Genomic DNA, 22,365 nt, shown 5'->3' on the forward strand with positions numbered 1-22,365 from the left:
CTTGGGAACACTCCCTACTTGCCGATGCAGAAGCTGGCGAAAATCTCGCCGAGCAGATCGTCCACATCTACGCGGCCGACAAGCGCATCCAACGCTCGCACAGCCTGCCGCAGATGTTCCGCCGCCAGCTCGACGCGCGAGTCGGGTCTTACCACTTCCGCCCGTGACTCGGCCAGAGAAGCAATCGCCGTTGTAACAGCCACGCGATGACGTTCGCGCACTAAGGCGCCCGCAGAGCCCACCCTGTCCCCAAGGATTTCACCGATCCGGGCCATCAATTCGGGGACGCCTTGCCCAGTCTTGCCCGAGACCGCAAGGCCAAGCTGACCAGATATGGTATCCGCCTTGCCCCAGACCACAAGATCATCACCAGTCGGCTCCAACAGCAGGCGTGAGCCATCCGACAGGAAAAGCCGCAAATCCGCCGCTTCGGCCCGGGCCAGGGCCCGCTCGATCCCGGCGCGTTCCAGCCGATCCCCGGTCTCACGTAGGCCCGCCGTATCAAGGAAAGTTACCGGCAGCCCGGCAATCTCCATTCGAACTTCGATCACATCGCGCGTCGTCCCGGCAATCTCGCTGGTAATCGCCGCCTCGCGCCCCGCCAGCTGATTCAGCAGCGTCGACTTTCCCGCGTTGGGCGCGCCCACGATGGCCACCTCGAACCCGTCGCGGATGCGTTCCGCTGCGGTCACCCCGGCCGCTTCGCGCCCCAGGTCGGCCATCAGCCCGTCGATCAGCGTCAGCACTTCGGGCGAGACGTCCACCGGAACGTCCTCGTCCGCAAAGTCGATCGTGGCCTCCAGCAAGGCCCCTGCCCGGATCAGATCGCGCCGCCAGCCTTCCACCTTTTGCCCGACCGACCCCGACAGCACCCGCACGGCCTGCCGCCGCTGCGCCTCGGTCTCGGCGTCGATCAGATCGGCCAACCCTTCGACCTGCGCCAGGTCCAGGACGCCATTATCCAGAGCGCGCCGCGTGAACTCCCCCGGCTCTGCCAGCCGCAGGCCCGGTTGCGCAGACAAGGCTCGCAGCACCGCGCCCACGACCGCCGGCCCGCCATGACAATGCAGCTCCACCACCGCCTCGCCGGTGAAGCTCGCGCGCTCGGCAAAGCACAGCACCAGCGCCTCATCCAGCAGTTCGCCGCCCCAAGTCACCCGCCGCAGCCCCGCAACGCGCGCAGCAGGCAACGACCCGCAAAGCGCAAGACCGGCTGCAAACGCCGCCGGTCCCGAGATCCGTACCACGGCGAGGCCCGACCGACCCCGCGCCGTGGCGAGGGCATAGATCGTGTCCATCGCCAGCCGCCTGTCAGGTGTTCATCGACTCGAAGAATTCGCTGTTCGACTTGGTCTGCTTCAGCTTCGAGATCAGGAATTCGATCGCATCCGTCGTCCCCATCGGGTTCAGGATGCGACGCAGGACGTAGGTCTTCTGAAGGTCCATCTTGTCGACCAGAAGGTCCTCTTTCCGGGTGCCGGATTTCAGGATGTCCATCGCCGGGAACACGCGTTTGTCGGCGACCTTGCGGTCCAGCACGATTTCCGAGTTCCCCGTGCCCTTGAATTCTTCGAAGATCACTTCGTCCATCCGGCTGCCGGTGTCGATCAGCGCGGTGGCGATGATGGTCAGCGACCCACCTTCCTCGATGTTCCGGGCGGCACCAAAGAAGCGTTTCGGCCGCTGCAGGGCGTTGGCGTCCACACCGCCGGTCAGCACCTTGCCCGAGCTTGGAACAACCGTGTTGAATGCGCGGCCCAGACGGGTGATCGAGTCGAGCAGGATCACCACATCGCGCTTGTGTTCGACCAGACGCTTGGCCTTTTCGATCACCATCTCGGCCACTGCCACGTGCCGCGTCGCCGGTTCGTCGAAGGTCGAGGCGACAACCTCCCCCTTCACCGTGCGCTGCATGTCGGTGACTTCCTCGGGGCGTTCGTCAATCAGAAGGACGATCAGATAGCACTCCGGGTGATTCATCGCGATGGAGTTGGCGATGTTCTGTAGAAGCACCGTCTTGCCCGTGCGCGGCGGGGCCACGATCAGCCCGCGCTGGCCTTTGCCGATGGGGGCCACCAGGTCGATGATCCGGGCCGAACGGTCCTTGATCGTCGGATCCTCGACTTCCATCTTCAGCCGCTCATCGGGGTAAAGCGGCGTGAGGTTGTCGAAGTGGACCTTGTGGCGCGCCTTTTCCGGGTCGTCGAAGTTGATCCGCGTGACCTTGGTCATGCTGAAATACTTCTCGTTGTCCTTCGGGGCCTGCATCAGTCCTTCGATGGTATCGCCTGTGCGCAACGAGAACTGGCGCAGGATCTCGGGTCCGACATAGATGTCATCCGGGCCAGGTAGATAGTTTGCGGACGGGCTGCGCAGGAACCCGAACCCATCCTGCAGCACTTCCAGCACGCCATCTCCGCCGATCTCCCAACCTTCCTCGGCGTGCTCTTTCAGAAGCGAGAACATCATCTCGCCCTTGCGCATGCTGGGGGCGTTCTCGATCTCCCACTCCTCGGCCATCGCCAGAAGGTCGGCCGGGGTCTTGGCCTTGAGTTCAGAAAGGTTCAAGCGTTCGACAGTCATGGAATACCTTTGGGCGGACCACGCCCTCTCGCGGGGGGTCTCGGCGGATTTGGAACGGGAGATGCGATGGACCGGACGGCCCTGCGGCGCCCGTTTATACCGCGGCGGAGTGCCAAGTCAATCTGGCAAAGCCGGATCGGCAAACAACGCGGCCGCCGGGGCCAGGAAGATCAGCCGATTTCGCGGAAAATCCCACAGCGTCGGCGTATCGGCCAGGAAGATTGCGCCAAGTCGCAGGAAATCGGCCGGGCCGCTGCGACGAAAATCCTTGGGGCCACCTGCCTGCACCAGCGTGACCGTAAGCGGGCCGAACTCCATATCCCCCAGGCGGATCGACTTCAGTTTCCACAGGTCTGGTCCGCCGGTCAGCAGTCCGGCCCGTGCCAGCGCCGCCTGCGTTGCGGGGCGCAGGTAGAGCGTCCCGTTGTCGCCCGTATCGAAGTCCACCAGCATCGCCTCCTCACCGATCCGCACCGCCGCAGTGGGCTGCTCGCCCTTCCAGTAGGAAAAGACGATCTCGCCCCGCACGTCCTGCGGGCTCAGGGCAAAGGTCCCGGCCCGCAGCACCACCAGCCGCTTTCGCGCATAATCCAGCAGGAACGGATGCGGCTCGACGAAAGGAGAGCCAAGGAACCCCATAAAGCCCGCACCAAACCCGGCCTCGACAAAACCAAAATCGCCACTGACCACCTTCGCAGGCAGTTCCATCGCTTGCCCGTCCACCGCTAGCACTGGCGCATCGTGCAGCATGACAATGATCGGCTGACCCGAGGCGGCATTGCCCCGCGCCACCTCTTGTCCCGGTGCCAGGTCGGCCGCTTCGCGGTTCAGCATCACTGTCTCGGGCGTGCCGTTGTCCAGCATCATCTGGCCGGGCTGACCATTGACCGTCACCTCCAGCATGGGCTTGCCATCGACGACCACAAAGGGGATCTCGCGCCGGTCCCGTCCATCGGACAACAGTTGCGCGAAACCCGGTGATGCACAAAGCACCAGAAGGCAGGCGAGCCTTACCATCTCATGATCACCGAGAAGACGATGACAAGCATCAGGATGGTTGGAACCTCGTTCATCAGCCGGTAGGTCCGCCCGGCCCGGCTGTTGGTGCCCGAGAGGAACTCTTTGCGGCGCAAGCCAAGCCAATGGTGGAACCAGGTCATCCCCAGCACCGCCCCCGCCTTGAACCAGGGCCAGACGAAAGACCAGTCCACCACCCCCGGCGTGAACACCAGCGCCAGCCCGAAAACCCAGGTCGCGATCATCGCCGGGTTCATGATCCCGCGCAGCAACCGCCGTTCCATCGTCTGAAACATCGTGTCGGTGGCCGACCCGGCCTGCACCTGCTCGACGTGATAGACGAACAACCTGGGCAGGTAAAAGATCCCCGCCATCCACGAGATCACCGACACCACATGCAGCGACTTTGTCACCAGATACCAGTCGGCCAGGAAATCCGTGATCGTCTCTAGCATCTTGTCCACCAAAAGCGCGTTCGTTCTTCTTCTATAAAGAAAGAATGAAAGAAGGAATGTTGTTGATGTAGGGCCTGTGCAGAACGGGATTGTCCCACTCGCCCCCAGACCCATCCACAGGGAGGGCCCTGGGGACAAGTTCGGGAAAACCCCCACCCCCTTCGGACTGTTTCCACATTGTCGATTTATTTCATATGGTTAAAATGAACCGTACCCGCGCTTCATCCACAACCTCGCTCTGTCCCGACCCCCTGACAACCATTTCTCCCGTCCGGCGTGACAAGCCCGTGCACAGCGGGATATCTCTGGCCGGATCGTCCCGGACCACCCTCGATACCCACAGACCACCGCCACAACCCCTTTCCCGCCCGAAATGGGCCCAGGAACAAACCGCGGATATCCACAGCCCCCATGATCCTCGCCTCCACCTCTCCGACCCGCCTGCAGATGCTCCGCGCCGCCGGCCTGGACCCCACTGCCATCGCCCCCCGCGTCGACGAAGCCACGATCCGCGATGCCCTTGTCGCCGAAGGCGCAACCCCGCGCGACATCGCCGACGCCCTGGCCGAGATGAAGGCCCGCAAGGTCGCCGAGAAGCACCCGGCCGACCTTGTCCTTGGCTGCGACCAGGTTCTCGCCCTGGACCGCGAGACCTTCGCCAAGCCCCAAACCCCCGACGACGCCCGCGCCCAGCTTCGCCAACTGAGAGGCAAGACCCACAAGCTCCTCTCTGCCGTCGTCGTCTACGAAAACGCCGAACCTGTCTGGCGCACCATCGTCGAAGCCCGCCTGACGATGCACCAGTTCTCCGACGCCTACCTCGACGACTACGTCACCAGAAACTGGGACAGCATCCGCCACTCTGTCGGCTGCTACAAGGTCGAGGAGGAAGGCGTCCGCCTGTTCTCTGCCATCCACGGCGACCATTTCACCATTCTTGGCCTACCGCTTTTGCCGCTGTTGGCATGGCTTGGGAACCGGGGCATGATCGCCACATGACCGACCACCCCCGCATCCCGCTTGCTGCTGTCCTGGGCCATCCCATAGCCCACAGCCGCAGCCCCGCGCTGCACGGCTACTGGCTCAAGCGGTATGGGATCAAAGGTCACTACATCCCGATCGACATCGCCCCCCTGGACCTTTCCCGCCTTCTGCGCACCCTGCCCGAGCTTGGCTTCGTCGGCTGCAACGTCACGATCCCGCACAAGGAGGCAATTCTTCAGATCGCCGATGTCGTCACTGACCGCGCCGCGCTGATCGGGGCGGCCAATACGCTGATCTTCCGCAAGGACGGCAAGATCCATGCCGACAACACCGACGGGTCCGGCTTCATCGCCAACCTGCGCCAGAACGCGCCGCACTGGGCCCCCGGCTCCGGCCCCGCCGTCGTGCTGGGAGCCGGTGGTGCGGCCCGTGCTGTCGTTGCCGCCTTGATCGAGGTCGGTGTCCCCGAAATCCGCCTCGCCAACCGCACCCGAGCCCGCGCCGACGCCATCCGCTCCGATTTCGGCGCGAAGATTCACGTTCATGAATGGGTTCAGGCCGGCAATCTACTGGACGACGCCGCAACCGTCATCAACACCACCTCGCTTGGGATGACCGGCAAGGCCGATTTTCGCATCAACCTTGACAAGCTTAACCCGAACGCGCTCTGCAATGACCTCGTTTACACCCCGCTCAAGACCCAGTTCCTGATCGAGGCCGAAGAACGCGGTGCCACCATCGTCGACGGCCTTGGCATGCTTCTGCACCAGGCTGCCCCCGGCTTTGAACGGTGGTTCGGTCAGCGCCCCGAGGTGGACGAGGCCACCCGCAAGGCTGTCCTTTCGGCATGACCTTCGTCCTTGGCCTGACCGGCTCCATCGGCATGGGCAAATCGACCACGGCGCAGATGTTCGCTGACGAGGGTGTCCCCGTCTGGGACGCCGACGCGACGGTCCACCGCCTTTACCAACCCGGCGAGCCCGCAGCACTTGCCATCGGCGCCCTTTTTCCCACCGCCATCGACGCAGATGGAAGTGTGAACCGGGCCACGCTCCGCACCCTGATCCAGGCCGACGCCACAGTCCTCGACCGCCTGAACGCCGCCGTCCATCCCCTTGTCGCTGCGGACCGCGCCCGGTTCCTAACGGCCAACGCAGCCGCCGAAATCGTCCTCCTCGACGTGCCGCTGCTCTATGAGATCGCCCTCGATGGCGCCTGTGACGCCGTCGCCGTCGTTTCCGCCCCACCTGACATCCAGCGCGACCGCGTGCTATCCCGTGGCGCGATGACGGAAGCCGAGTTCCAGACCATCCTCGCCCGCCAGCTTCCCGACGCGGAAAAACGCGCGCGGGCCGACTACATCATCCCCACGACCAGCCTTGAAGCCGCCCGACAGGCGGTGAAAGATGTGCTGGCAGACATCCGGCGGACCCAAGATGCGTGAAATCGTCCTCGACACCGAAACCACCGGCTTTGAACCCGCCGAGGGCCACCGCATCGTCGAAATCGGCGCGGTCGAGCTTTACAACCACCTGCCGACGGGCCGGACCTATCACCAGTACATCAACCCCGAACGCGGGATGCCGATGGGCGCGTTCGAGGTTCACGGGATCGGCCATGACATCCTGGAAACCCCCGGGAAACCCGTCCCCGGCGGTGTCACGCTGCGCGACAAGCCGGTTTTTGCCCGGATCGGTCAGGCTTTTCTAGATTTCATCGGCGATGCGCAGCTGGTGATCCACAACGCCGCCTTCGACATGAAGTTCCTGAATCACGAACTGGAACGTTGCGGCCTGCCCGGCGTGCCATTTTCGCGCGCAACCGACACCCTGATGATTGCCCGGTCGAAATTCCCCGGCACCCCGGCCTCGCTCGATGCGCTTTGCCGCCGCTTCAACATCGACAACTCGATGCGCGAAAAGCACGGCGCGCTTCTGGACAGCGAAATCCTTGCCGAAGTCTATCTGGAGCTGATCGGCGGCCGCCAGCCTGACCTTGTTCTCGCCAGTGTTGCCCCGGCCCCCGCCCGCAACGCCTCGGGCGAAGCCATCACCTGGCGCCCCCGCCCGCGTCCTGAACCCCTGCCGCCCCGCATCACCGGGGAAGAGCTTGCCGCCCATGCCGCGATGCTCGCCAAGCTTGGCGATGCCGCGATCTGGAAGAAGGAAGCCTGAATACGGCGTTCCGGGAACCGCCGGTCCACCTGGCGCCCCTCTCCCCAGGGGGAGAGGGGCGAGGTGAGGGGGGGAACCGTCAGTTGACCTGCTGTGCCGGTGCAGCCGAGGCCGCCTGCGCCTGCGCCCGACGGGCCAGCTCTTGCCGGTACAGCGCCATGAAGTCGACGGTATCGACGTTCAGCGGCGGGAACCCACCGTCGCGCGTCACGTCCGAGATGATCCGGCGCACGAAGGGGAACAACAGCCGCGGACATTCGATCAGCAGGAATGGATGGATCTGCTCGTCCGTCACGCCTTCGATATGGAAAGTGCCGCCATATTCCAGCTCCAGCATGAACAGCACGTCGCCATTCACCTTGTTCTTCGAGGTGACCTTGAACTTGGTGATCACCTCGTACTGGTTCGCCACCGGGCGCTTGCGGGCGTCCAGGCTGACCGCGACCTGGATGTCCGGCTGGACCTCTCCTGCCGTCAGGCCCTTCTGGACCACCACGTTCTCAAAGGACAGGTCGCGCACATACTGCGCCAGAACCTGCATCTTGACTTGCGGCTGCGTAGCGGCTGCGCCGTTCCCGGCCGGGGTTTCTTCTGCCATATCGGGTCACTCCTCAGCGGACTTGCCGCCTTCTATCAGGTCAGGGTGCGGCCCTCAATCCTGCGGATTCTCCAAACCGAAATGGCCGACCCCGAAGGTCGGCCATTCCTTAACCGTTCCTGAATCAGCGCGCGCAAGCCACTGAAATTACGCGGTCCGCAAAACTGTCCACGGTGGACGGCCTTACAGAATCTCGCCCATCTTGACGACGCGACCTTCCGCGACCGACATCAGCGCCGCCTCGGCCAGGGCCAGGGCCAGCAGCCCATCCTCACCCGACGGCGAAGCCTTCGCTTTGCCCGCCATCGCGTCGATAAAGGCCGCGATCTCGGCTGCATAGGCCTCGGTATATCGGGTCATGAAGAAGTCATGCAGCGGCGGCCGGGTATAGCCCGCCCCCGTCGCGACCTCGATGGAAACCGGCCGCTGGTTCTCGGCCGCGACCGACCCCGCCGACCCGTGCACCTCGATCCGCTGGTCGTAGCCATAGGTCGCCCGGCGCGAGTTCGAGATCACCGCCATCTTCCCCGTGGCCGTCTTCAGCATCACCTGGACGGAATCGCTGTCCCCCGCCGCGCCAATCGCCGGGTCCACCAGAACCGCCGCCATCGCCGAGACTTCGGCGACTTCCTCGCCCAACAGGAACCGCGCCATGTCGAAGTCATGGATCGTCATGTCCCGGAAGATCCCACCCGACCGCTTGATATAATCGACCGGAGGCGCGCCGGGGTCGCGACTGGTGATCGTCACCATCTCGACGGTCCCGATGGTCCCATTGTCGATCTCGCCCCGCACCGCCATGAAATGCGGATCGAAGCGGCGGTTGAAGCCGACCATCAGCGTGCCCCTGTTGGCGCGGACGACCTCCAGACACTGCTTCACCCGGGCCAGCGACAGGTCGATGGGCTTTTCACAGAACACGGCCTTGCCGGCCTTCACGAACTGCTCGATCAGGTCGGCGTGGGTGTCGGTCGGCGTGCAGATCACCACCGCGTCGATATCCTTGGCCGCGCAGATCGCATCAATCGAACGCACCTCGCAGCCATACTGGTCCGCAATCGCCTGCGCCGCCGCCGGCACCGCATCGCTCACCGCCACCAGCTTTGCCCCAGAGTTGCCGGAAACTGCCTTCGCATGAACCTTCCCGATGCGCCCCGCACCCAGAAGCCCGAACCTGATCGTCATAGTCTCTCCTTGTCCCGGGCTGACCCCGGCTTTCGAATGTCAGGCGTAAGTGGCGTCCGTGCCGCCCTTCACGCCCGTGATATAGCTCACGATGTCATTGCCGTCGGTCTCGTCCTTCCGCAAGGAGGCGACGATACGGCCGCGACGGAAAACCACGATCCGGTCCACCAGATCGAACACCTGCCGCAGATTGTGGCTGATCAGGATCATCGGGATGCCCCGGTCCTTCAGGCCCCGGATGATGTTCTCGACTTGAGCCGTTTCCTGCACCCCAAGCGCAGCCGTCGGTTCGTCCATGATCACCAGCTTCGACGCAAAGGCCGCCGTCCGGGCGATCGACACGCATTGCCGCTGGCCGCCGCTCATGTTGCGGATCGGGTTGTCGACGTTGGGGATCTTGACCGCCGTGGTCGCCAAAGCCTCCATCGTCCGGTCGCGCATCGTCTTGCGGTCGAGCCAGGAGAACGGCCCCAGCTTGAACTTGAACAACTCACGCCCGAGGAACAGGTTCGAAGGCACGTCCAGATCGTCGGCCAGTGCCAGAGTCTGAAACACCGTCTCGATCCCGGCCTGCCGCGCCTCCAGCGGGCCGGAGAAACTGACCGGCTGACCGTCAAAGATGACGTCGCCAGAAGTCCGCTGTTCCACCGCCGTCACCTGGCGGACAAAGGTGGATTTTCCCGCCCCGTTGTCGCCCACCACGGCGACATGCTCGCCCTCGTGCAGGATGAAGTTCGCGTCGTCCAGCGCATGCACGCCGCCGTAGTGCTTGGTCAGGCCACGGGTTTCCAGAATGACTTTCGACATGGCCGTTACCCCCGGGTCCGTTTGCGTTGACGCCACTGGTCCAGCACCACCGCGCCGACGATGATCGCGCCCTTGACCATCTCTTGATAGTAGGCGTCCAGCTTGATCGAGGTGAAGCCCGAGATGATCACCGAAAAGATCGCCGCCCCAAGCACCGTCCCCAGGATCGACCCCCGACCCCCGGCCAATGAGACGCCCCCGATCACCGCCATCGCAATGGCGTCGAGTTCATACATCACCCCCATGCCAGCCTGCGCGGTCAGGTTTTTCGAGGTCAGCAGCACCGCCGCAACCGCCGCCAGGACCCCGGCGATGGCATAGACCAGCACCTTGTGCCGGTCGGTGTTGATCCCCGACATCCGTGCCGCAGCCTCGTTCGATCCGATGGCATAGGACCGCTTGCCATACAGCGTGTAGGTCATGATGACGTGGAACAGGACCGCCAGCAGGACGAAAACCACGGCGGGGTTCTGGCCTGGCCACGACAAGAGACCGAAGGTCATGCCTCCCAGAAGGTCCCCATTGGCAAGAGAGCCATATTCAGCCGTCGGAAAGCTGACCGGCTGACCGTTCGACCACCAACGCGCTGCCCCGCGGGCCGAGACCATCATCCCCAGAGTGGCAATGAAAGGTGGGATCTTGGTGTAGGCGACCAGCAACCCGTTGATAAGTCCGGCAAGCAGCCCGCAGGCCAGGCCGATCACGATGGGCACGATGACCGGCAGGTCCATCGCCCAGTCGCCAAAGATGGCCTTGGGGTTGGGGTTGCCATTGACCAGCGCGGTCTGGGCAAAGCTCATCGTTACCATCGCCGTCGCGCCCACCACGGACCCCGACGAAAGGTCGATCCCGCCGATGATGATGACCTGCGTCACCCCCAAAGCGATGATTCCGATGATCGCGACCTGCAGGATCATGATGTCCAGTCGCTGCTGGTTGAAGATCGCATCCACGTTGTCGCGCATGTTGAACAGGAAGGACCCGCCCTGCATGCGGTTCAGGATCTCGAAGATCAGGACGATCAGGACCAGGGCACCGAACACGTTCCACTCCGGTGCGCGGGTGCGCTTAGCCGGATCGTACTTCAAGCCGCCAAGGCCATGCGTTGCTTCTGCCACGTCGCCCTCCTCCCCCAGGATGCAATAAGGCTGGCCGATGCTAACCGATCTGCGCCAGTAAAAACGGGGCGACTGCTGCCAGCCGCCCCATAGGTGCCCGGAAGGGGCTTAGTTCTTCGACAGGTAGCCGTCGATGTTCGCGGGCGTCACCAGTTCGAACGGGACGTAGACCTTCTGGTCGACCGCCTCGCCCGCAGCCAGCTTGACCGCCGCGTCCAGCGCGCCGCCGCCCTGGGCCGCCGCATTCTGGAACACGGTGATGTCCAGTTCCCCCGCCTGCATCGAGGCCAGCGCGTCCTGCGTCGCATCGACGCCCGACACGATGACCGCGTCCATGCCGATGCCAGCGGCCTTCATCGCCTGGATCGCGCCCAGCGCCATCTCGTCATTGTTGGCCAGCACGCCGTCGAAGGCTGCGCCGGTCGACAGCCAGTTGGTCATCAGCGACTGGGCCTGGTCCCGCGACCAGTTGGCGGTCTGCTGGTCGATGATGTTGACCTTCACCGCACATTCGCCGGCTTCCATCACATCATAGTAGTTCTGCGTGCGCTGCACTGCGGCCTGGTTCGACAACTCGCCCTGCATGACGTAGACGCTGACCTCGTCCTTGCCGGCCGCCTTCCACTGGTTGCACTGCTCGATGAAACCCTGGCGCGACGATTCGGATTCGTTCGAGGCGACGAAGGCCTGGTTGTCCGGCAGCGTGTCGACGTTGATCGGCTGGCGGTTCACATAGACCAGCGGCACGCCCGCAGCAGCTGCCGCATCCGACATGGCTTGCGTGGCCGAGGTGTCGACCGGGTTCACGATGATCGCATCGACGCCCGAGGCGATGAAGTTGTTGATCTGGTCCAGCTGTTTGGCGACATCGTTCTGGGCATCCTGGATCTGCACCGACAGGCCGGCCGAATCGGCCTGTTCCTGGATGCCGTTGCGCAGCACGGTCAGGAAGTTGTCGTCGAAAAGCGCCATCGACACGCCGATACCTTCGGCCATCGCGGTGGTGCTCATCAGCGAGGCAAGGCCTGCAGCGATAAGGGTCTTCTTCATGGGTCACTCCTCCCGGTTATTGCCCGCTGTCCATACAGCGGTTCAATTCTGATTGCCGTGACGTCGCCTCCCTGCGCGCCACGGATGAACTCGTCAGTCCCGATACCGCAGACTGAGGAGTTGCCTTCCTTGCGTCAACCGATTCTTGCAACCGGTTGCAAAAGCTGTTCACGCGGGAACCCGCGCCATGTGATCCATGCTGGTCCGCAGCGCCGTCGCCGGGTCTTGCAGAGCGTGGATCTCCGGCGAGAACGCCTCGAAGCTGACGGGCCCGTTCCAGCCCGCCGCCTGCAGCGCCGCGATCTGTTCCACATTGCCCAGCCGGTCGCCCGGCGTCACCAGCACCCGGTGAGGGTCGCGCATGTCGGCGATCCCGACCTCCTGGTCCACTACGCCCGACACATGGACGATGCCGGTATGTTCGGGGAACAGGGGGCCGCCGTGTGCAAGCGTGTGGTGGAACGTGTCGTGCACCAGCTTGAACCGGCCCTTGCCGCCGACGGCTTCGATCCCCTCGACCGCTTCCGATTTGTAACGCAGCGCGCAGATCTCGAAGCCCAAAGGCTCGACCATCCCGATCAGGTTGTGGTCCTCCAGCATCGGTTTCAGCGCCTTCAGCGCCACACGCAGGTTTGCCTGCCGCTCGCCATTGCCCATGCCCATGTTATCATTTCGCGGGATCAGGCTGACCGCCTCGGCCCCGGCGGCCTTGGCGATCTTCATCAGCGCCAGTGCCTCGGCCTCCTTGTCGTCGGACCAGTCGTTGAAGCGCTTGACCTCGGCGACAGCCAGCAGGCGCAGCCCGCTTTCACGGACAAAAGTTCCGCCCTCGGCCGGGTCCAACCCGTCGAACAGCGGCTGCGGCAGGTCGTTGCGAACCTCGATCCCCACACAACCCAACTGCTTGGACAGCGCGACAAGTTCACGGAAGGCAAGCCGGGCCACCGTCATGTGGTTCAAAGCGAACTGGATCATTCCCGGCCTCCCAACCGTGGCAATCTGGTTGGAAGGACCATCGGGACAGACCGCTGTCGCGTCAATCCGTCGCGCCTCGAACGCATCATTTCTGACGAATGGACAAGCAGAAGGTTGATTGCTTTTCGTCAAACGCTTTCTGGAAGGTACAGGTCTGGCGGCAGGAAATGCTGCCCCTGGACGGGGGCCATCCCGTCGGTCACCGCCTCTGTCGCCAGGCGGACCAGATCATCGCACAGCCGCTGCAACGGCGTTGCAATGACCATCGTCACTTGCCGTCCGATCAGCGCTGCCCGACTTTCCGGCGTCAGTTCGTTGACGACCAGTGCAACCTCGCCCGGTTGCCGCGCCTCGCGCACAGCGGCAATGGCGCCCTCCATCCCGCCGCCCGCGCAGTAGATCCCGCGCAGGTCCGGGTGACGCGACAGCAAATCCAGCGTCGCCTCATACGTCAGCTGCCGGGTTTCCAGATTGATCAGCGTATCAAGGATCTGGAACTGTGGCGCATGTTCGCGGAAGTAGCTGCGCACCCCGGTCTCGCGCAGCTCGTGCCCGTGCCAGCGGTAGCCTCCGACGAAGACCGCGATCTTTCCGGCATGGTGGGACGAGGTCGCGATCATGTGCGCCGCAATGCGTCCAACCTTCAAGTTATTGAGTCCCAAATAATTTTGCCGCACACCCTGGCCGAAATCGTTCAGCAGAGAAAAGCAGGGGATGCCCTTTGCGTTCAACCGCATCACCGCCTCGGTCACCTCTGGGTGGGTGACAGCCGTGGCCGCAATGGCATCGACGCGCCCGGCCATCGCCTCCATCAGCTCGGTGAAATCCTTGGGCGACTGCGACGCCGCGAAGGCCACCTGCAGCGAGGCGCGGACACCCATCGCCGCTGTCACCGCCCGTTCCGCTTCGACCCTGAACTGCTGGTAGAAGGACTGGCGTTCCTTGTGCAGCACCAACCCCAGCCGCAACCGCGGCAGGTCGGCGTGCACCCTCTGCCCGATCAGGGGTGCCGCGTGATAACCGATCAGACGCGCGGCCTCATAGACCTTGCGCGCAGTCTCTTCCCGCACCTTCTCGCGGCCGTTCAGAACCCGGTCGACAGTGGCGCTGGACACTCCGGCCTCGCGGGCGACGTCGTGGATCGTGGGACGGTTGGCCATTCTTTCTGACGAAATCCCATCAGGATGTTGCCGGAACATGATGGATCATGACGAAACCTGCAAGCAATACTATTGGCGATTGGGTCAAGACCGACTTATCCACGACTCATGAAACGTCAGCGGAGGTCAAAGATGGGTAAGCGGGACTACAGCCTTTTCGGACCCGACGCCAAGCGCGCCGTCGACAGCGGGCTTACCGCGGCCGAATGGTATCACACCGAGGTGCCGCGCAAGGTGATGAAGGACCTGATGGCACGCAGCGACGCCCCGGCGATCCGCGACACCATCATCCTTTACGGCAGCATGATCCTGTTTGCCGGAATCGGCATCGCGCTGTGGCCGTCGCTGTGGTCTGCCCCGTTCTGGCTAGCCTACGGCGTCCTTTACGGCTCGGCCTCAGATTCGCGCTGGCATGAATGTGGCCACGGCACTGCCTTCAAGACGCCGTGGATGAACAACGTGGTCTATCAGATCGCCAGCTTCATGATCATGCGCAACGCGGCCACCTGGCGCTGGAGCCACGCCCGCCACCATTCCGAGACCTACTTTGTCGGTCGCGACCCGGAAATCGCCGTGATGCGCCCGCCGGAAGTGGCGAAGCTGATCCTGAACTTCTTCGGCATCCTGGACGTCATCGCCTTCGTCCCCCGGCTCCTGCGCAACGCCATTTCCGGCCCCACGCCCGAAGAACGCACCTACGTCCCGCAAAGCGAATGGGACAAGGTGCAGCACGTCGCCTTCGTCCACGTGTCGATCTACGCGGCGACCATCGCGCTGGCCGTCTGGCTGGGCTCCATCCTGCCTCTCATGGTCATCGGCCTGCCCCGGATGTACGGCGCCTGGCACCACGTCATGACCGGCCTTCTTCAGCACGGCGGCCTGGCCGATAACGTCATCGATCACCGGCTGAACAGCCGCACCGTCTACATGAACCCGGTCAGTCGCTTCATCTACTGGAACATGAACTACCACGTCGAACATCACATGTTCCCGATGGTGCCCTACCACGCCCTGCCGCGCCTGCATGAGGTCATCAAGGCCGACCTGCCGCCGCCGAACCGCTCCATCGCCGAGGCGTTCCGCGAAATGTGGCCCGCGATCAAGCGCCAGGTGATGAACGAGGATTACTTTGTCAGGCGTGACCTGCCGCCGACAGCCAAGCCCTACCGAGAGGACTTCCACCGGTACGTTCCGGGCATGATGCCCCCCGCCGCCGCAGAATAAGGACACGCACATGCCCTGGATCGACGCCTGTTCGACCGACGACATCGACGAAGAAGACCTGATCCGCTGGGACCATGCGGGCCAGACCTTCGCGATCTATCACTCACCCGACGGCGCTTTCTTCGCGACCGCCGGTCTATGCACCCACGAAAACGTCCACCTCTGCGACGGCTTGGTGATGGGCAACCTGATCGAATGTCCCAAGCACAATGGCCAGTTCGACTATCGCACGGGTGAGGCGATGCGCGCCCCGGTCTGCGTCAACCTTCGCACCTTCCCGGTGAAGGTCGAAGGCGACCGCGTGTTCGTCGAGGTCGCGTGATGGCGCCGCCCACCGTCAAGGACCTGCTCGACGCGCGCGGCAATCACCAGTTTGCCATGCTCCGCGTCGAGACGCTGGAGGAAGCCGAAGCCGCCGCGAAAGCCGGGGTCGAACTCCTCTCTATCCCCCCCGCCATGCTGATGGACCGCCGCTTCCGCGACGTCGCACCCGATGCCTTCGCCTTCCCGGGCGACAACTTCTACGAAATCGGCGCGACCGATGACTTCCTGCGCTGGGCCTTCCCGCTCTTCAAGCACGGTGCCGACGCCTTCTACTGCTCCGGCTCTCTCGCCACGGTCCGCGCGATGACCGACCACGGTCTGCCGGTTTGCGGCCATGTCGGCCTGATCCCCTCCAAGCGCACCTGGACCGGCGGCTTCAAGGCCGTGGGCAAGACGCTGGAAACCGCGCAGCTTGTCTGGAACCAGTGCAAGGCGCTGGAGGCGGCGGGAGCCTTCGCTGTGGAAATCGAGGTCGTCCCTCATTCCGTCACCCGCTTGATCGCCGAAAAGACCAACCTCTTCTTGATCTCGATGGGCGCAGGCGCGGGCGGTCACGCGCAGTACCTCTTCTCGGATGACGTTCTTGGCCAGAATCGCGGTCGCATCCCCCGCCACGCCAAGGTCTATGCCGACTTTGCCGCCGAGTACGACCGTTTGCAGGCGATGCGCGTTGACGCGATGAGCCGGTTTGCCAAGGACGTCCACGACGGCGATTATCCCGCTCCACAGCATCTGGTGGACTGCGACCCCCAGGTCGTCTCGGACTTCGCCGACTGGCTCGACCAGAACGCCTAGACCTCCAGGATCGCGTCGATCAATCGCTGTGCCGGGGGCGTCATCTGCGCCCCGGCCCGCGTCACCAGGCTGAACGGCGCCACCGACAATCCCAGGTCGATGGGCAGCGACACAAAGGGGACCGAAGGGTTCCCCGCAAAGCTGTCGACGACCGGAGTCGCCAACGGCGCAATCGCATCGGTCTGGTTCAGCAGCGCCAGCGTGAACAGGAAGGACGAGGTCGATATCCTCCTCTGCGGCAGGGGCAACCCCAACTCGGCCAGCCGGCTTACCACCGTCTGCGTCAAAAGCGTCTCGTCGTCGCCCATCACCCAGTCGTAGGACATCAGGTCGTCCAGCGACAGGATCGGCCGGACCAGAAGCGGATGGCCGCGCCGGACCACCAGCGACAACGGCTCGACTGCCAGAACGCGCGCCTCCAGCTGGGTTTCACCGGGCGAAAGCCGTGCCAGCGCAAAATCCAGCCTCCCGTCGCGCAACTGGTCGCACAGGTTGACAGAAGTCGCGACCGTAACCTCGGCGCGGAATTCCGGCAGGTCGCGCTGCAAGGCGATCAGCACCGGCATCACTAGGCTCAGCGCCGGACCCGTCACCGCGCCGACCCGCACGACACCCGCCCGACCCGTCGCCGCCTCGGTCAGCTCGCGGGCGGCATCGGCCAGCTCGATCTCGATCCGGGCCGCACGCCGTGCCAGTGACAGCCCGACTTCGGTCAGCCTTAACCCGCGCCCCTGCCGTTCGTGCAGCGGCAGACCCAGAAGTTCTTCCATATCGGCCAAGAGGCGCGAGGCGGCAGGCTGCGCCACGCCGATCCGGGCCGCAGCCACCCCAAGGGCGCCGACATGGCTGAGTTCGGCCAGCAGCCGCAGCTGCACCGGCTTCAAGCGTCGGAGTTGGATGGCAAGGCTGGATTCGGTCGCACTCATATCAAAAATGTCATGTTTCAGTCACCAGACCCTATTTGACATGCATAGGTCACCTGCGCAATCTGCGCCTCGTCCGTGTGCAGGGGTCGCATTTGCGTGCCCAAAGCGGATGCAAACGAAGAATCATCGGGAGGAAACAAGATGATCTTGACCCGCCGCGGCCTTATGGCCCTTACCGGCGCCACCGCTGCCCTGTCGGCGCTGCCTGCCTTCGCCCAGGACAAGGGCTCCGTAGGCATTGCCATGCCCACCAAATCCTCGTCGCGCTGGATCTCGGACGGCGAGTCGATGGTCAAGGCGTTCCAGGACGCTGGCTATGCCACCGACCTGCAGTATGCCGAAGATGACATCCCGACCCAGCTGAACCAGATCGAGAACATGATCACCTCGGGCGTCAAGGCGCTGGTGATCGCGGCCATCGACGGCACCACGCTGTCGAACGCGCTGGACAATGCGGCTGCCCAAGGCATCAAGATCATCGCCTATGACCGCCTGATCCGCGATTCCGGTTCGGTCGACTATTACGCCACCTTCGACAACTTCAAGGTCGGCGTGCAGCAGGCGGAATCGCTGGTTGCGGGCCTGAAAGAGCGTTTCCCCGACGTGAAGCCGTGGAACGTCGAACTCTTCGGCGGCTCGCCCGACGACAACAACGCCTTCTTCTTCTACAACGGCGCGATGAGCGTGCTGGACCCGCTGATCGCTTCGGGCGACATCGCCATTCCGTCGGGCCAGATGGGCATGGACGTCGTCGGCACCCTGCGCTGGGATGGCGCGGTTGCCCAGGCGCGGATGGACAACCTTCTGTCCTCGAACTACGGCGACAAGCAGCTGCACGGCGCGCTGTCCCCGTATGACGGCCTGTCCATCGGCATCCTGTCGTCGGTCAAGGGCGTCGGCTACGGTTCGGGCGATCTGCCGATGCCGATCGTCACCGGCCAGGACGCCGAGATCCCCAGCGTCAAGTCGATGATCGCGGGCGAGCAGTACTCGACCGTCTTCAAGGACACCCGCGAACTGGCCAAGGTCACCGTCACGATGGTCGACGCTGTCCTTGCCGGTGGCGAGCCGGAAATCAACGACACCGAAACCTACAACAACGGGGTCAAGGTGGTTCCGTCCTACCTTTTGGAGCCGGTCTCGGTGAACCTCACGAACTACGAAGAGATCCTCGTCGGTTCGGGCTACTACACCGCGGACCAGCTGCAGTAAGCTGATCCGAAGGGCCTGCCCGCGCCGCTCCCGCGCGGGCAGGTTCCCTTGGGGGAGGGACCATGACCACACTTCTGGAAATGCGGGGGATCACCAAGGTCTTCCCGGGCGTCAAGGCGCTAGACCGGGTCAGCCTGACTGTCGAGGCGGGGGAAATCCACGCCATCTGCGGCGAAAACGGTGCGGGGAAATCCACGCTGATGAAGGTCCTGTCGGGGGTCTACCCGCACGGCACCTACGACGGCGAAATCATCTATGACGGCCAGCCTTTGCACAATCGCAGCATCCGCGATTCTGAGGAAAAGGGCATCATCATCATCCACCAGGAACTTGCGCTGATCCCCTTGCTGTCGATCGCCGAGAACCTGTTCATGGGCAACGAGGTCGCCACCAACGGCGTGATCTCCTGGCCGCTTGCGATGCAGAAGACGGGCGAGCTTCTCCGCCAGGTCGGCCTTAACGAACCCCCCAGCGCCGTCGTCGGCAAGCTGGGCGTCGGCAAGCAGCAGCTGATCGAAATCGCCAAGGCCCTGTCAAAGAACGTCCGCCTTCTGATCCTGGACGAGCCCACTGCGGCCTTGCAGGAAGCCGACGCCGACCGCCTGCTTGACCTGATGCTGGAGCTGAAGGCGCAGGGCGTCACCCAGATCATTATCAGCCACAAGCTGAACGAAATCGGACGCGTCGCCGACCGCATCACCGTGATCCGGGACGGCACCTCGGTCTCGACGCTGACGAAAGAGGAAATCTCGGAAGACCGCATCATCCGCGACATGGTCGGCCGTGACATGGCCCACCGCTATCCCGAACGGACCCCGGCCCCCGGTGAGATGCTGTTTCAGGTGGAAAACTGGTCCTGCATGCACCCGGAACAGGCCGGTCGGCAGATGATCAAGGGCGTCTCGCTGAACGTGCGCAAGGGCGAGATCGTCGGCATAGCGGGCCTGATGGGCACCGGGCGCACCGAGCTTGCCATGTCGATCTTCGGACGCAGCTACGGCAAGGGCCATGCGGGCACCGTGAAAATGAATGGCAAGCCGGTGGATGTCTCGACCGTGACCAAGGCCATCGCAGCCGGCATCTCCTACGTGACCGAAGACCGCAAGGCGCTGGGCCTGATCCTGGAAGAGCCGATCCTGAAGAACATCAGCCTGGCGAACCTGATGGGTATCGCCCGCCGTCACGTCCTCGACAAACGCCGCGAGGCGCAGGTGGCCGAGGGGTACAGGAAGCAGCTTGCGATCCGCACTCCCGGCGTGCAGCAGAAGGTGGTGAACCTCTCGGGCGGCAACCAGCAGAAGGTGGTGCTGTCGAAATGGCTTTTCACCGAGCCTCAGCTGCTGATCCTTGACGAACCGACCCGCGGTATCGACGTCGGTGCAAAGTTTGAAATCTACACGATCATGAAGGACCTCGCCGAACAGGGCCGGGGCGTCCTGATGATTTCGTCCGAGATGCCCGAGCTTCTGGGAATGTGCGACCGCATCTACGTGATGAACGAAGGCCGGATCGTGGGCGAACTGACCCGCGACGAGGCGAGCCAGGAAAAGATCATGGCGCTGATCGTGAAAGACAACGGCAAGACCACAGGGAAGGTGGCGTAAATGGCTGACAATCAAAGCTCACTCGGCGGGCACCTGCGCGAAAACGGGATGCTTCTGGCGCTTGTCGCCATCGTGGCGCTGTTTTCCGTTCTGGTGTCGATGCAGGGCAAACCGATGTTCCTGCAGGCCCCGAACATCACCAACATCTTCCTGCAGAACGGCCACGTCATCATCCTGGCCCTCGGGATGCTTCTCATCATCGTCGCCGGCCACATCGACCTGTCGGTCGGTTCTGTTGCCGCCTTCACCGGGGCCGTTGCCGCCTATCTTACCGTCGTACTCAAACTCCCGATCTCCGTCGTCATCCCCCTGACCCTGATCGTCGGCGGGTTGATCGGCGCCGCCCAGGGTTACTGGGTCGCCTATTGGCGCATCCCGTCGTTCATCGTCACCCTCGCAGGGATGCTGGTCTTTCGCGGCGCAACGCTGTGGCTTCTGGGCGGGCAGAACATCGGCCCGTTCCCAAAGGCCTTCCAGGCCATGTCCTCGGGTTTCATCCCTGACCTGACCGGCATCGGCAAACCCCACGGCCTGACCCTGATCGTCACCGCCATCGCCATCGCCGTGGTGATCTGGATCGGCCTGCGTTCCCGCGCCCGCGACGCCGAGTTCGGGATCGCCCCGGAACCCACCGGCCTGTTCTGGGGCCGCACCCTGATCATCGCTGCCGCGATGGCCTTCGTCGGATGGCAACTCGCCAGCTTCCGGGGTCTGCCGAACGTGTTGATCGTGCTGGCCGCTCTGACCATCCTTTACGCCTTCTTCACCGAGAACACCGTCCAGGGCCGCCGGATCTATGCCGTCGGCGGCAACTACAAGGCTGCCAAGCTGTCGGGCATCCAGACCGAACGGCTGGTCTTCTTCTGCTTCGTCAACATGGGCGTCCTCGCCGCGCTGGCCGGGATGATGGTCACCGCCCGCCTGAACTCTGCGACCCCCAAGGCCGGCACCGGGTTCGAGCTTGACGCCATCGCCGCCGTCTTCATCGGCGGGGCATCGATGGCTGGTGGCTCGGGCAAGATCATCGGCGTCGTGATCGGAGCGCTGATCATGGGCGTGATGAACATGGGCATGTCGATCCTTGGGGTTGGCATCGACTACCAGCAGATGATCAAGGGCCTGGTCCTCCTCGCCGCCGTCATCTTCGACGTCTACAACAAGAACAAGTGAGCCTCGCCATGCATCTCTCCACCGTCAAGGGCGTCGGCCCTGTCGTCCGTGAAGGCTCCGAAGCCCGGATCGTGCGCAACACCGCCTCGATCTACGAACTGGCGTCCGCTGCCATCGCGGGGAACGGGCTTCAAGGGGAAATCGCCCGTCGCGGCCTCGGCGAAACCGTGGACCTGACCCGCGCGACCTTCGACCTTCCGGTCAGCCACCCCGACCCGGCGCACCTGCACCTGACCGGGACCGGCCTGACGCACCTCGGCTCTGCCTCTGCCCGTGACGCGATGCACGCCAAGCTGGCCAGCGCTGCGCAGCACGCAAACTCTGAATCTGCGGAAACCCTGACCGACAGCATGAAGATGTTCCGCATGGGCCTTGAAGGTGGCCGCCCTGGCGCCGGGGAAGTGGGCGCGCAGCCCGAATGGTTCTACAAGGGCAACGGCCATGCCGCTGTCGCCCCCGGTGCGGCCCTGGAAGCCCCCGGCTTTGCCGAGGACGGCGGCGAGGAACCGGAAATCGCCGGCATCTACCTGATCGGTCCCGACGGCACCCCGCACCGCATCGGCTGGGCGCTGGGCAACGAGTTTTCCGACCACATCACCGAACGGGTGAACTACCTCTGGCTTGCCCACTCCAAACTCCGCGTCGCATCCTACGGACCGGAAATCCTCGTCGGCGAACTCCCCGCCGACGTGCGCGGCCACTCCCGCATCCTCCGCGACGGCAGGACCCTGTGGGAAAAGCCCTTCCTTTCGGGCGAAGCCAACATGTCCCACACCCTCGCCAACCTGGAACATCACCACTTCAAGTACGACATCTTCCGCCAGCCAGGCGACCTGCATGTCCACTACTTCGGCACCGCCACGCTGTCCTTCGCCGACGGCATCAAGACCCAACCCGGCGACACGTTCGAGATCGAGGTCCCCGACTTCGGCCAGCCCCTGCGCAACACCCTGGCCTTCGCGCCGAAGACCCAGGGCGCGACCAAAGTTCACCCGCTGTAAGAG

Annotated in this window: 23 protein-coding genes; 11 read left to right on the plus strand and 12 right to left on the minus strand. The window is 63.9% G+C overall.

Translation table 11 applies throughout. The features are described from left to right. Positions 1–14: 14 nt before the first annotated feature. From mnmE to Q8M85_RS19225, 4 genes are all read right to left on the minus strand, one after another. Positions 15–1,298 (minus strand): tRNA uridine-5-carboxymethylaminomethyl(34) synthesis GTPase MnmE, encoded by a 1,284-nt coding sequence (gene mnmE / locus Q8M85_RS19210; protein ID WP_305547571.1) that lies wholly within the window; start codon positions 1,296–1,298, stop codon positions 15–17. A gap of 13 nt (positions 1,299–1,311) precedes the next feature. Continuing rightward, positions 1,312–2,583 carry a transcription termination factor Rho gene (rho, locus tag Q8M85_RS19215; RefSeq protein ID WP_305547573.1) on the minus strand — a complete coding sequence of 424 codons (1,272 nt, stop codon included), beginning with the start codon at positions 2,581–2,583 and terminating at the stop codon, positions 1,312–1,314. A gap of 117 nt (positions 2,584–2,700) precedes the next feature. After that, positions 2,701–3,600 carry a hypothetical protein gene (locus Q8M85_RS19220; RefSeq protein WP_305547574.1) on the minus strand — a complete coding sequence of 300 codons (900 nt, stop codon included), beginning with the start codon at positions 3,598–3,600 and terminating at the stop codon, positions 2,701–2,703. Further along, positions 3,594–4,055 (minus strand): CopD family protein, encoded by a 462-nt coding sequence (locus tag Q8M85_RS19225; RefSeq protein ID WP_305547576.1) that lies wholly within the window; start codon positions 4,053–4,055, stop codon positions 3,594–3,596. Before Q8M85_RS19225 ends, Q8M85_RS19220 begins: the two co-directional genes overlap by 7 nt. Positions 4,056–4,466: 411 nt before the next feature. Between Q8M85_RS19225 and Q8M85_RS19230 the strand changes: the two genes are divergently transcribed. The 4 genes from Q8M85_RS19230 to dnaQ are packed head-to-tail and all read left to right on the plus strand — an operon-like array spanning position 4,467 to position 7,213. Next, positions 4,467–5,054 (plus strand): nucleoside triphosphate pyrophosphatase, encoded by a 588-nt coding sequence (locus tag Q8M85_RS19230; protein ID WP_305547577.1) that lies wholly within the window; start codon positions 4,467–4,469, stop codon positions 5,052–5,054. Then, positions 5,051–5,890: a shikimate dehydrogenase gene (locus Q8M85_RS19235; protein WP_305547578.1), complete on the plus strand. Its 840-nt coding sequence runs from the start codon at positions 5,051–5,053 to the stop codon at positions 5,888–5,890. The genes Q8M85_RS19230 and Q8M85_RS19235 overlap by 4 nt, the downstream gene beginning before the upstream one ends. Next, a complete protein-coding gene (gene coaE, locus Q8M85_RS19240) occupies positions 5,887–6,483 on the plus strand; it encodes a dephospho-CoA kinase (RefSeq protein WP_305547579.1) in 597 nt (198 codons plus the stop codon). Before Q8M85_RS19235 ends, coaE begins: the two co-directional genes overlap by 4 nt. Further along, positions 6,476–7,213 (plus strand): DNA polymerase III subunit epsilon, encoded by a 738-nt coding sequence (gene dnaQ, locus Q8M85_RS19245; protein ID WP_305547581.1) that lies wholly within the window; start codon positions 6,476–6,478, stop codon positions 7,211–7,213. Before coaE ends, dnaQ begins: the two co-directional genes overlap by 8 nt. Before the next feature lie 79 nt (positions 7,214–7,292). Here the strand turns inward: dnaQ and secB are convergent, their stop codons facing one another. The 7 genes from secB to Q8M85_RS19280 all read right to left on the minus strand — a co-directional run bounded on the left by secB (position 7,293) and on the right by Q8M85_RS19280 (position 14,106). Next, positions 7,293–7,811 (minus strand): protein-export chaperone SecB, encoded by a 519-nt coding sequence (secB, locus tag Q8M85_RS19250; RefSeq protein WP_305547583.1) that lies wholly within the window; start codon positions 7,809–7,811, stop codon positions 7,293–7,295. Positions 7,812–7,994: 183 nt separating this feature from the next. After that, positions 7,995–8,996, minus strand: a complete 1,002-nt coding sequence (gene iolG, locus Q8M85_RS19255; protein WP_305547585.1) for an inositol 2-dehydrogenase — start codon at positions 8,994–8,996, stop codon at positions 7,995–7,997. A 39-nt stretch (positions 8,997–9,035) separates the two neighbouring features. Further along, positions 9,036–9,803 carry an ATP-binding cassette domain-containing protein gene (locus tag Q8M85_RS19260; protein ID WP_305547587.1) on the minus strand — a complete coding sequence of 256 codons (768 nt, stop codon included), beginning with the start codon at positions 9,801–9,803 and terminating at the stop codon, positions 9,036–9,038. Between the two features lie 5 nt (positions 9,804–9,808). After that, entirely contained in the window at positions 9,809–10,921 is a 1,113-nt protein-coding gene (locus Q8M85_RS19265) for an ABC transporter permease (RefSeq protein ID WP_305547589.1), read from the minus strand. 108 nt (positions 10,922–11,029) lie between these two features. Further along, a complete protein-coding gene (locus Q8M85_RS19270; protein ID WP_305547591.1) occupies positions 11,030–11,971 on the minus strand; it encodes a substrate-binding domain-containing protein in 942 nt (313 codons plus the stop codon). Between the two features lie 168 nt (positions 11,972–12,139). Further along, positions 12,140–12,946, minus strand: coding sequence for a TIM barrel protein (locus tag Q8M85_RS19275; RefSeq protein WP_305547593.1), 807 nt, complete (start codon positions 12,944–12,946; stop codon positions 12,140–12,142). Positions 12,947–13,074: 128 nt separating this feature from the next. Further along, a complete protein-coding gene (locus Q8M85_RS19280) occupies positions 13,075–14,106 on the minus strand; it encodes a LacI family DNA-binding transcriptional regulator (RefSeq protein ID WP_305547595.1) in 1,032 nt (343 codons plus the stop codon). A gap of 132 nt (positions 14,107–14,238) precedes the next feature. Here Q8M85_RS19280 and Q8M85_RS19285 point away from each other — a divergent pair, with 132 nt between their 5' ends. From Q8M85_RS19285 to Q8M85_RS19295, 3 genes are read left to right on the plus strand one after another with little or no spacing between them, the layout of a single operon-like run. Beyond that, positions 14,239–15,330 (plus strand): fatty acid desaturase family protein, encoded by a 1,092-nt coding sequence (locus Q8M85_RS19285; RefSeq protein WP_305547597.1) that lies wholly within the window; start codon positions 14,239–14,241, stop codon positions 15,328–15,330. Between the two features lie 10 nt (positions 15,331–15,340). Then, positions 15,341–15,652: a MocE family 2Fe-2S type ferredoxin gene (locus Q8M85_RS19290; RefSeq protein ID WP_305547599.1), complete on the plus strand. Its 312-nt coding sequence runs from the start codon at positions 15,341–15,343 to the stop codon at positions 15,650–15,652. After that, entirely contained in the window at positions 15,652–16,449 is a 798-nt protein-coding gene (locus Q8M85_RS19295; protein WP_305547601.1) for a 3-methyl-2-oxobutanoate hydroxymethyltransferase, read from the plus strand. Before Q8M85_RS19290 ends, Q8M85_RS19295 begins: the two co-directional genes overlap by 1 nt. On the opposite strand, the gene Q8M85_RS19300 is transcribed toward Q8M85_RS19295, so the two are convergent. Beyond that, the gene (locus Q8M85_RS19300; RefSeq protein ID WP_305547603.1) at positions 16,446–17,375 is read right to left on the minus strand and encodes a LysR family transcriptional regulator; all 930 of its coding nucleotides are present in this window, start codon (positions 17,373–17,375) and stop codon (positions 16,446–16,448) included. The two genes, Q8M85_RS19295 and Q8M85_RS19300, sit on opposite strands and share 4 nt — an antisense overlap. A 165-nt stretch (positions 17,376–17,540) precedes the next feature. Between Q8M85_RS19300 and chvE the strand changes: the two genes are divergently transcribed. The 4 genes from chvE to araD1 all read left to right on the plus strand — a co-directional run bounded on the left by chvE (position 17,541) and on the right by araD1 (position 22,362). Further along, positions 17,541–18,587, plus strand: a complete 1,047-nt coding sequence (gene chvE / locus Q8M85_RS19305; RefSeq protein ID WP_305547900.1) for a multiple monosaccharide ABC transporter substrate-binding protein — start codon at positions 17,541–17,543, stop codon at positions 18,585–18,587. A gap of 62 nt (positions 18,588–18,649) precedes the next feature. Next, entirely contained in the window at positions 18,650–20,191 is a 1,542-nt protein-coding gene (gene mmsA, locus Q8M85_RS19310; protein ID WP_305547605.1) for a multiple monosaccharide ABC transporter ATP-binding protein, read from the plus strand. Beyond that, entirely contained in the window at positions 20,192–21,361 is a 1,170-nt protein-coding gene (mmsB, locus tag Q8M85_RS19315) for a multiple monosaccharide ABC transporter permease (RefSeq protein ID WP_305547607.1), read from the plus strand. Positions 21,362–21,369: 8 nt separating this feature from the next. Further along, positions 21,370–22,362 (plus strand): AraD1 family protein, encoded by a 993-nt coding sequence (araD1, locus tag Q8M85_RS19320; RefSeq protein WP_305547609.1) that lies wholly within the window; start codon positions 21,370–21,372, stop codon positions 22,360–22,362. Positions 22,363–22,365: the final 3 nt, after the last annotated feature.

This window comes from Tabrizicola sp., assembly GCF_030694085.1.
In the GTDB taxonomy this organism is placed as follows: Bacteria; Pseudomonadota; Alphaproteobacteria; order Rhodobacterales; family Rhodobacteraceae; genus Tabrizicola.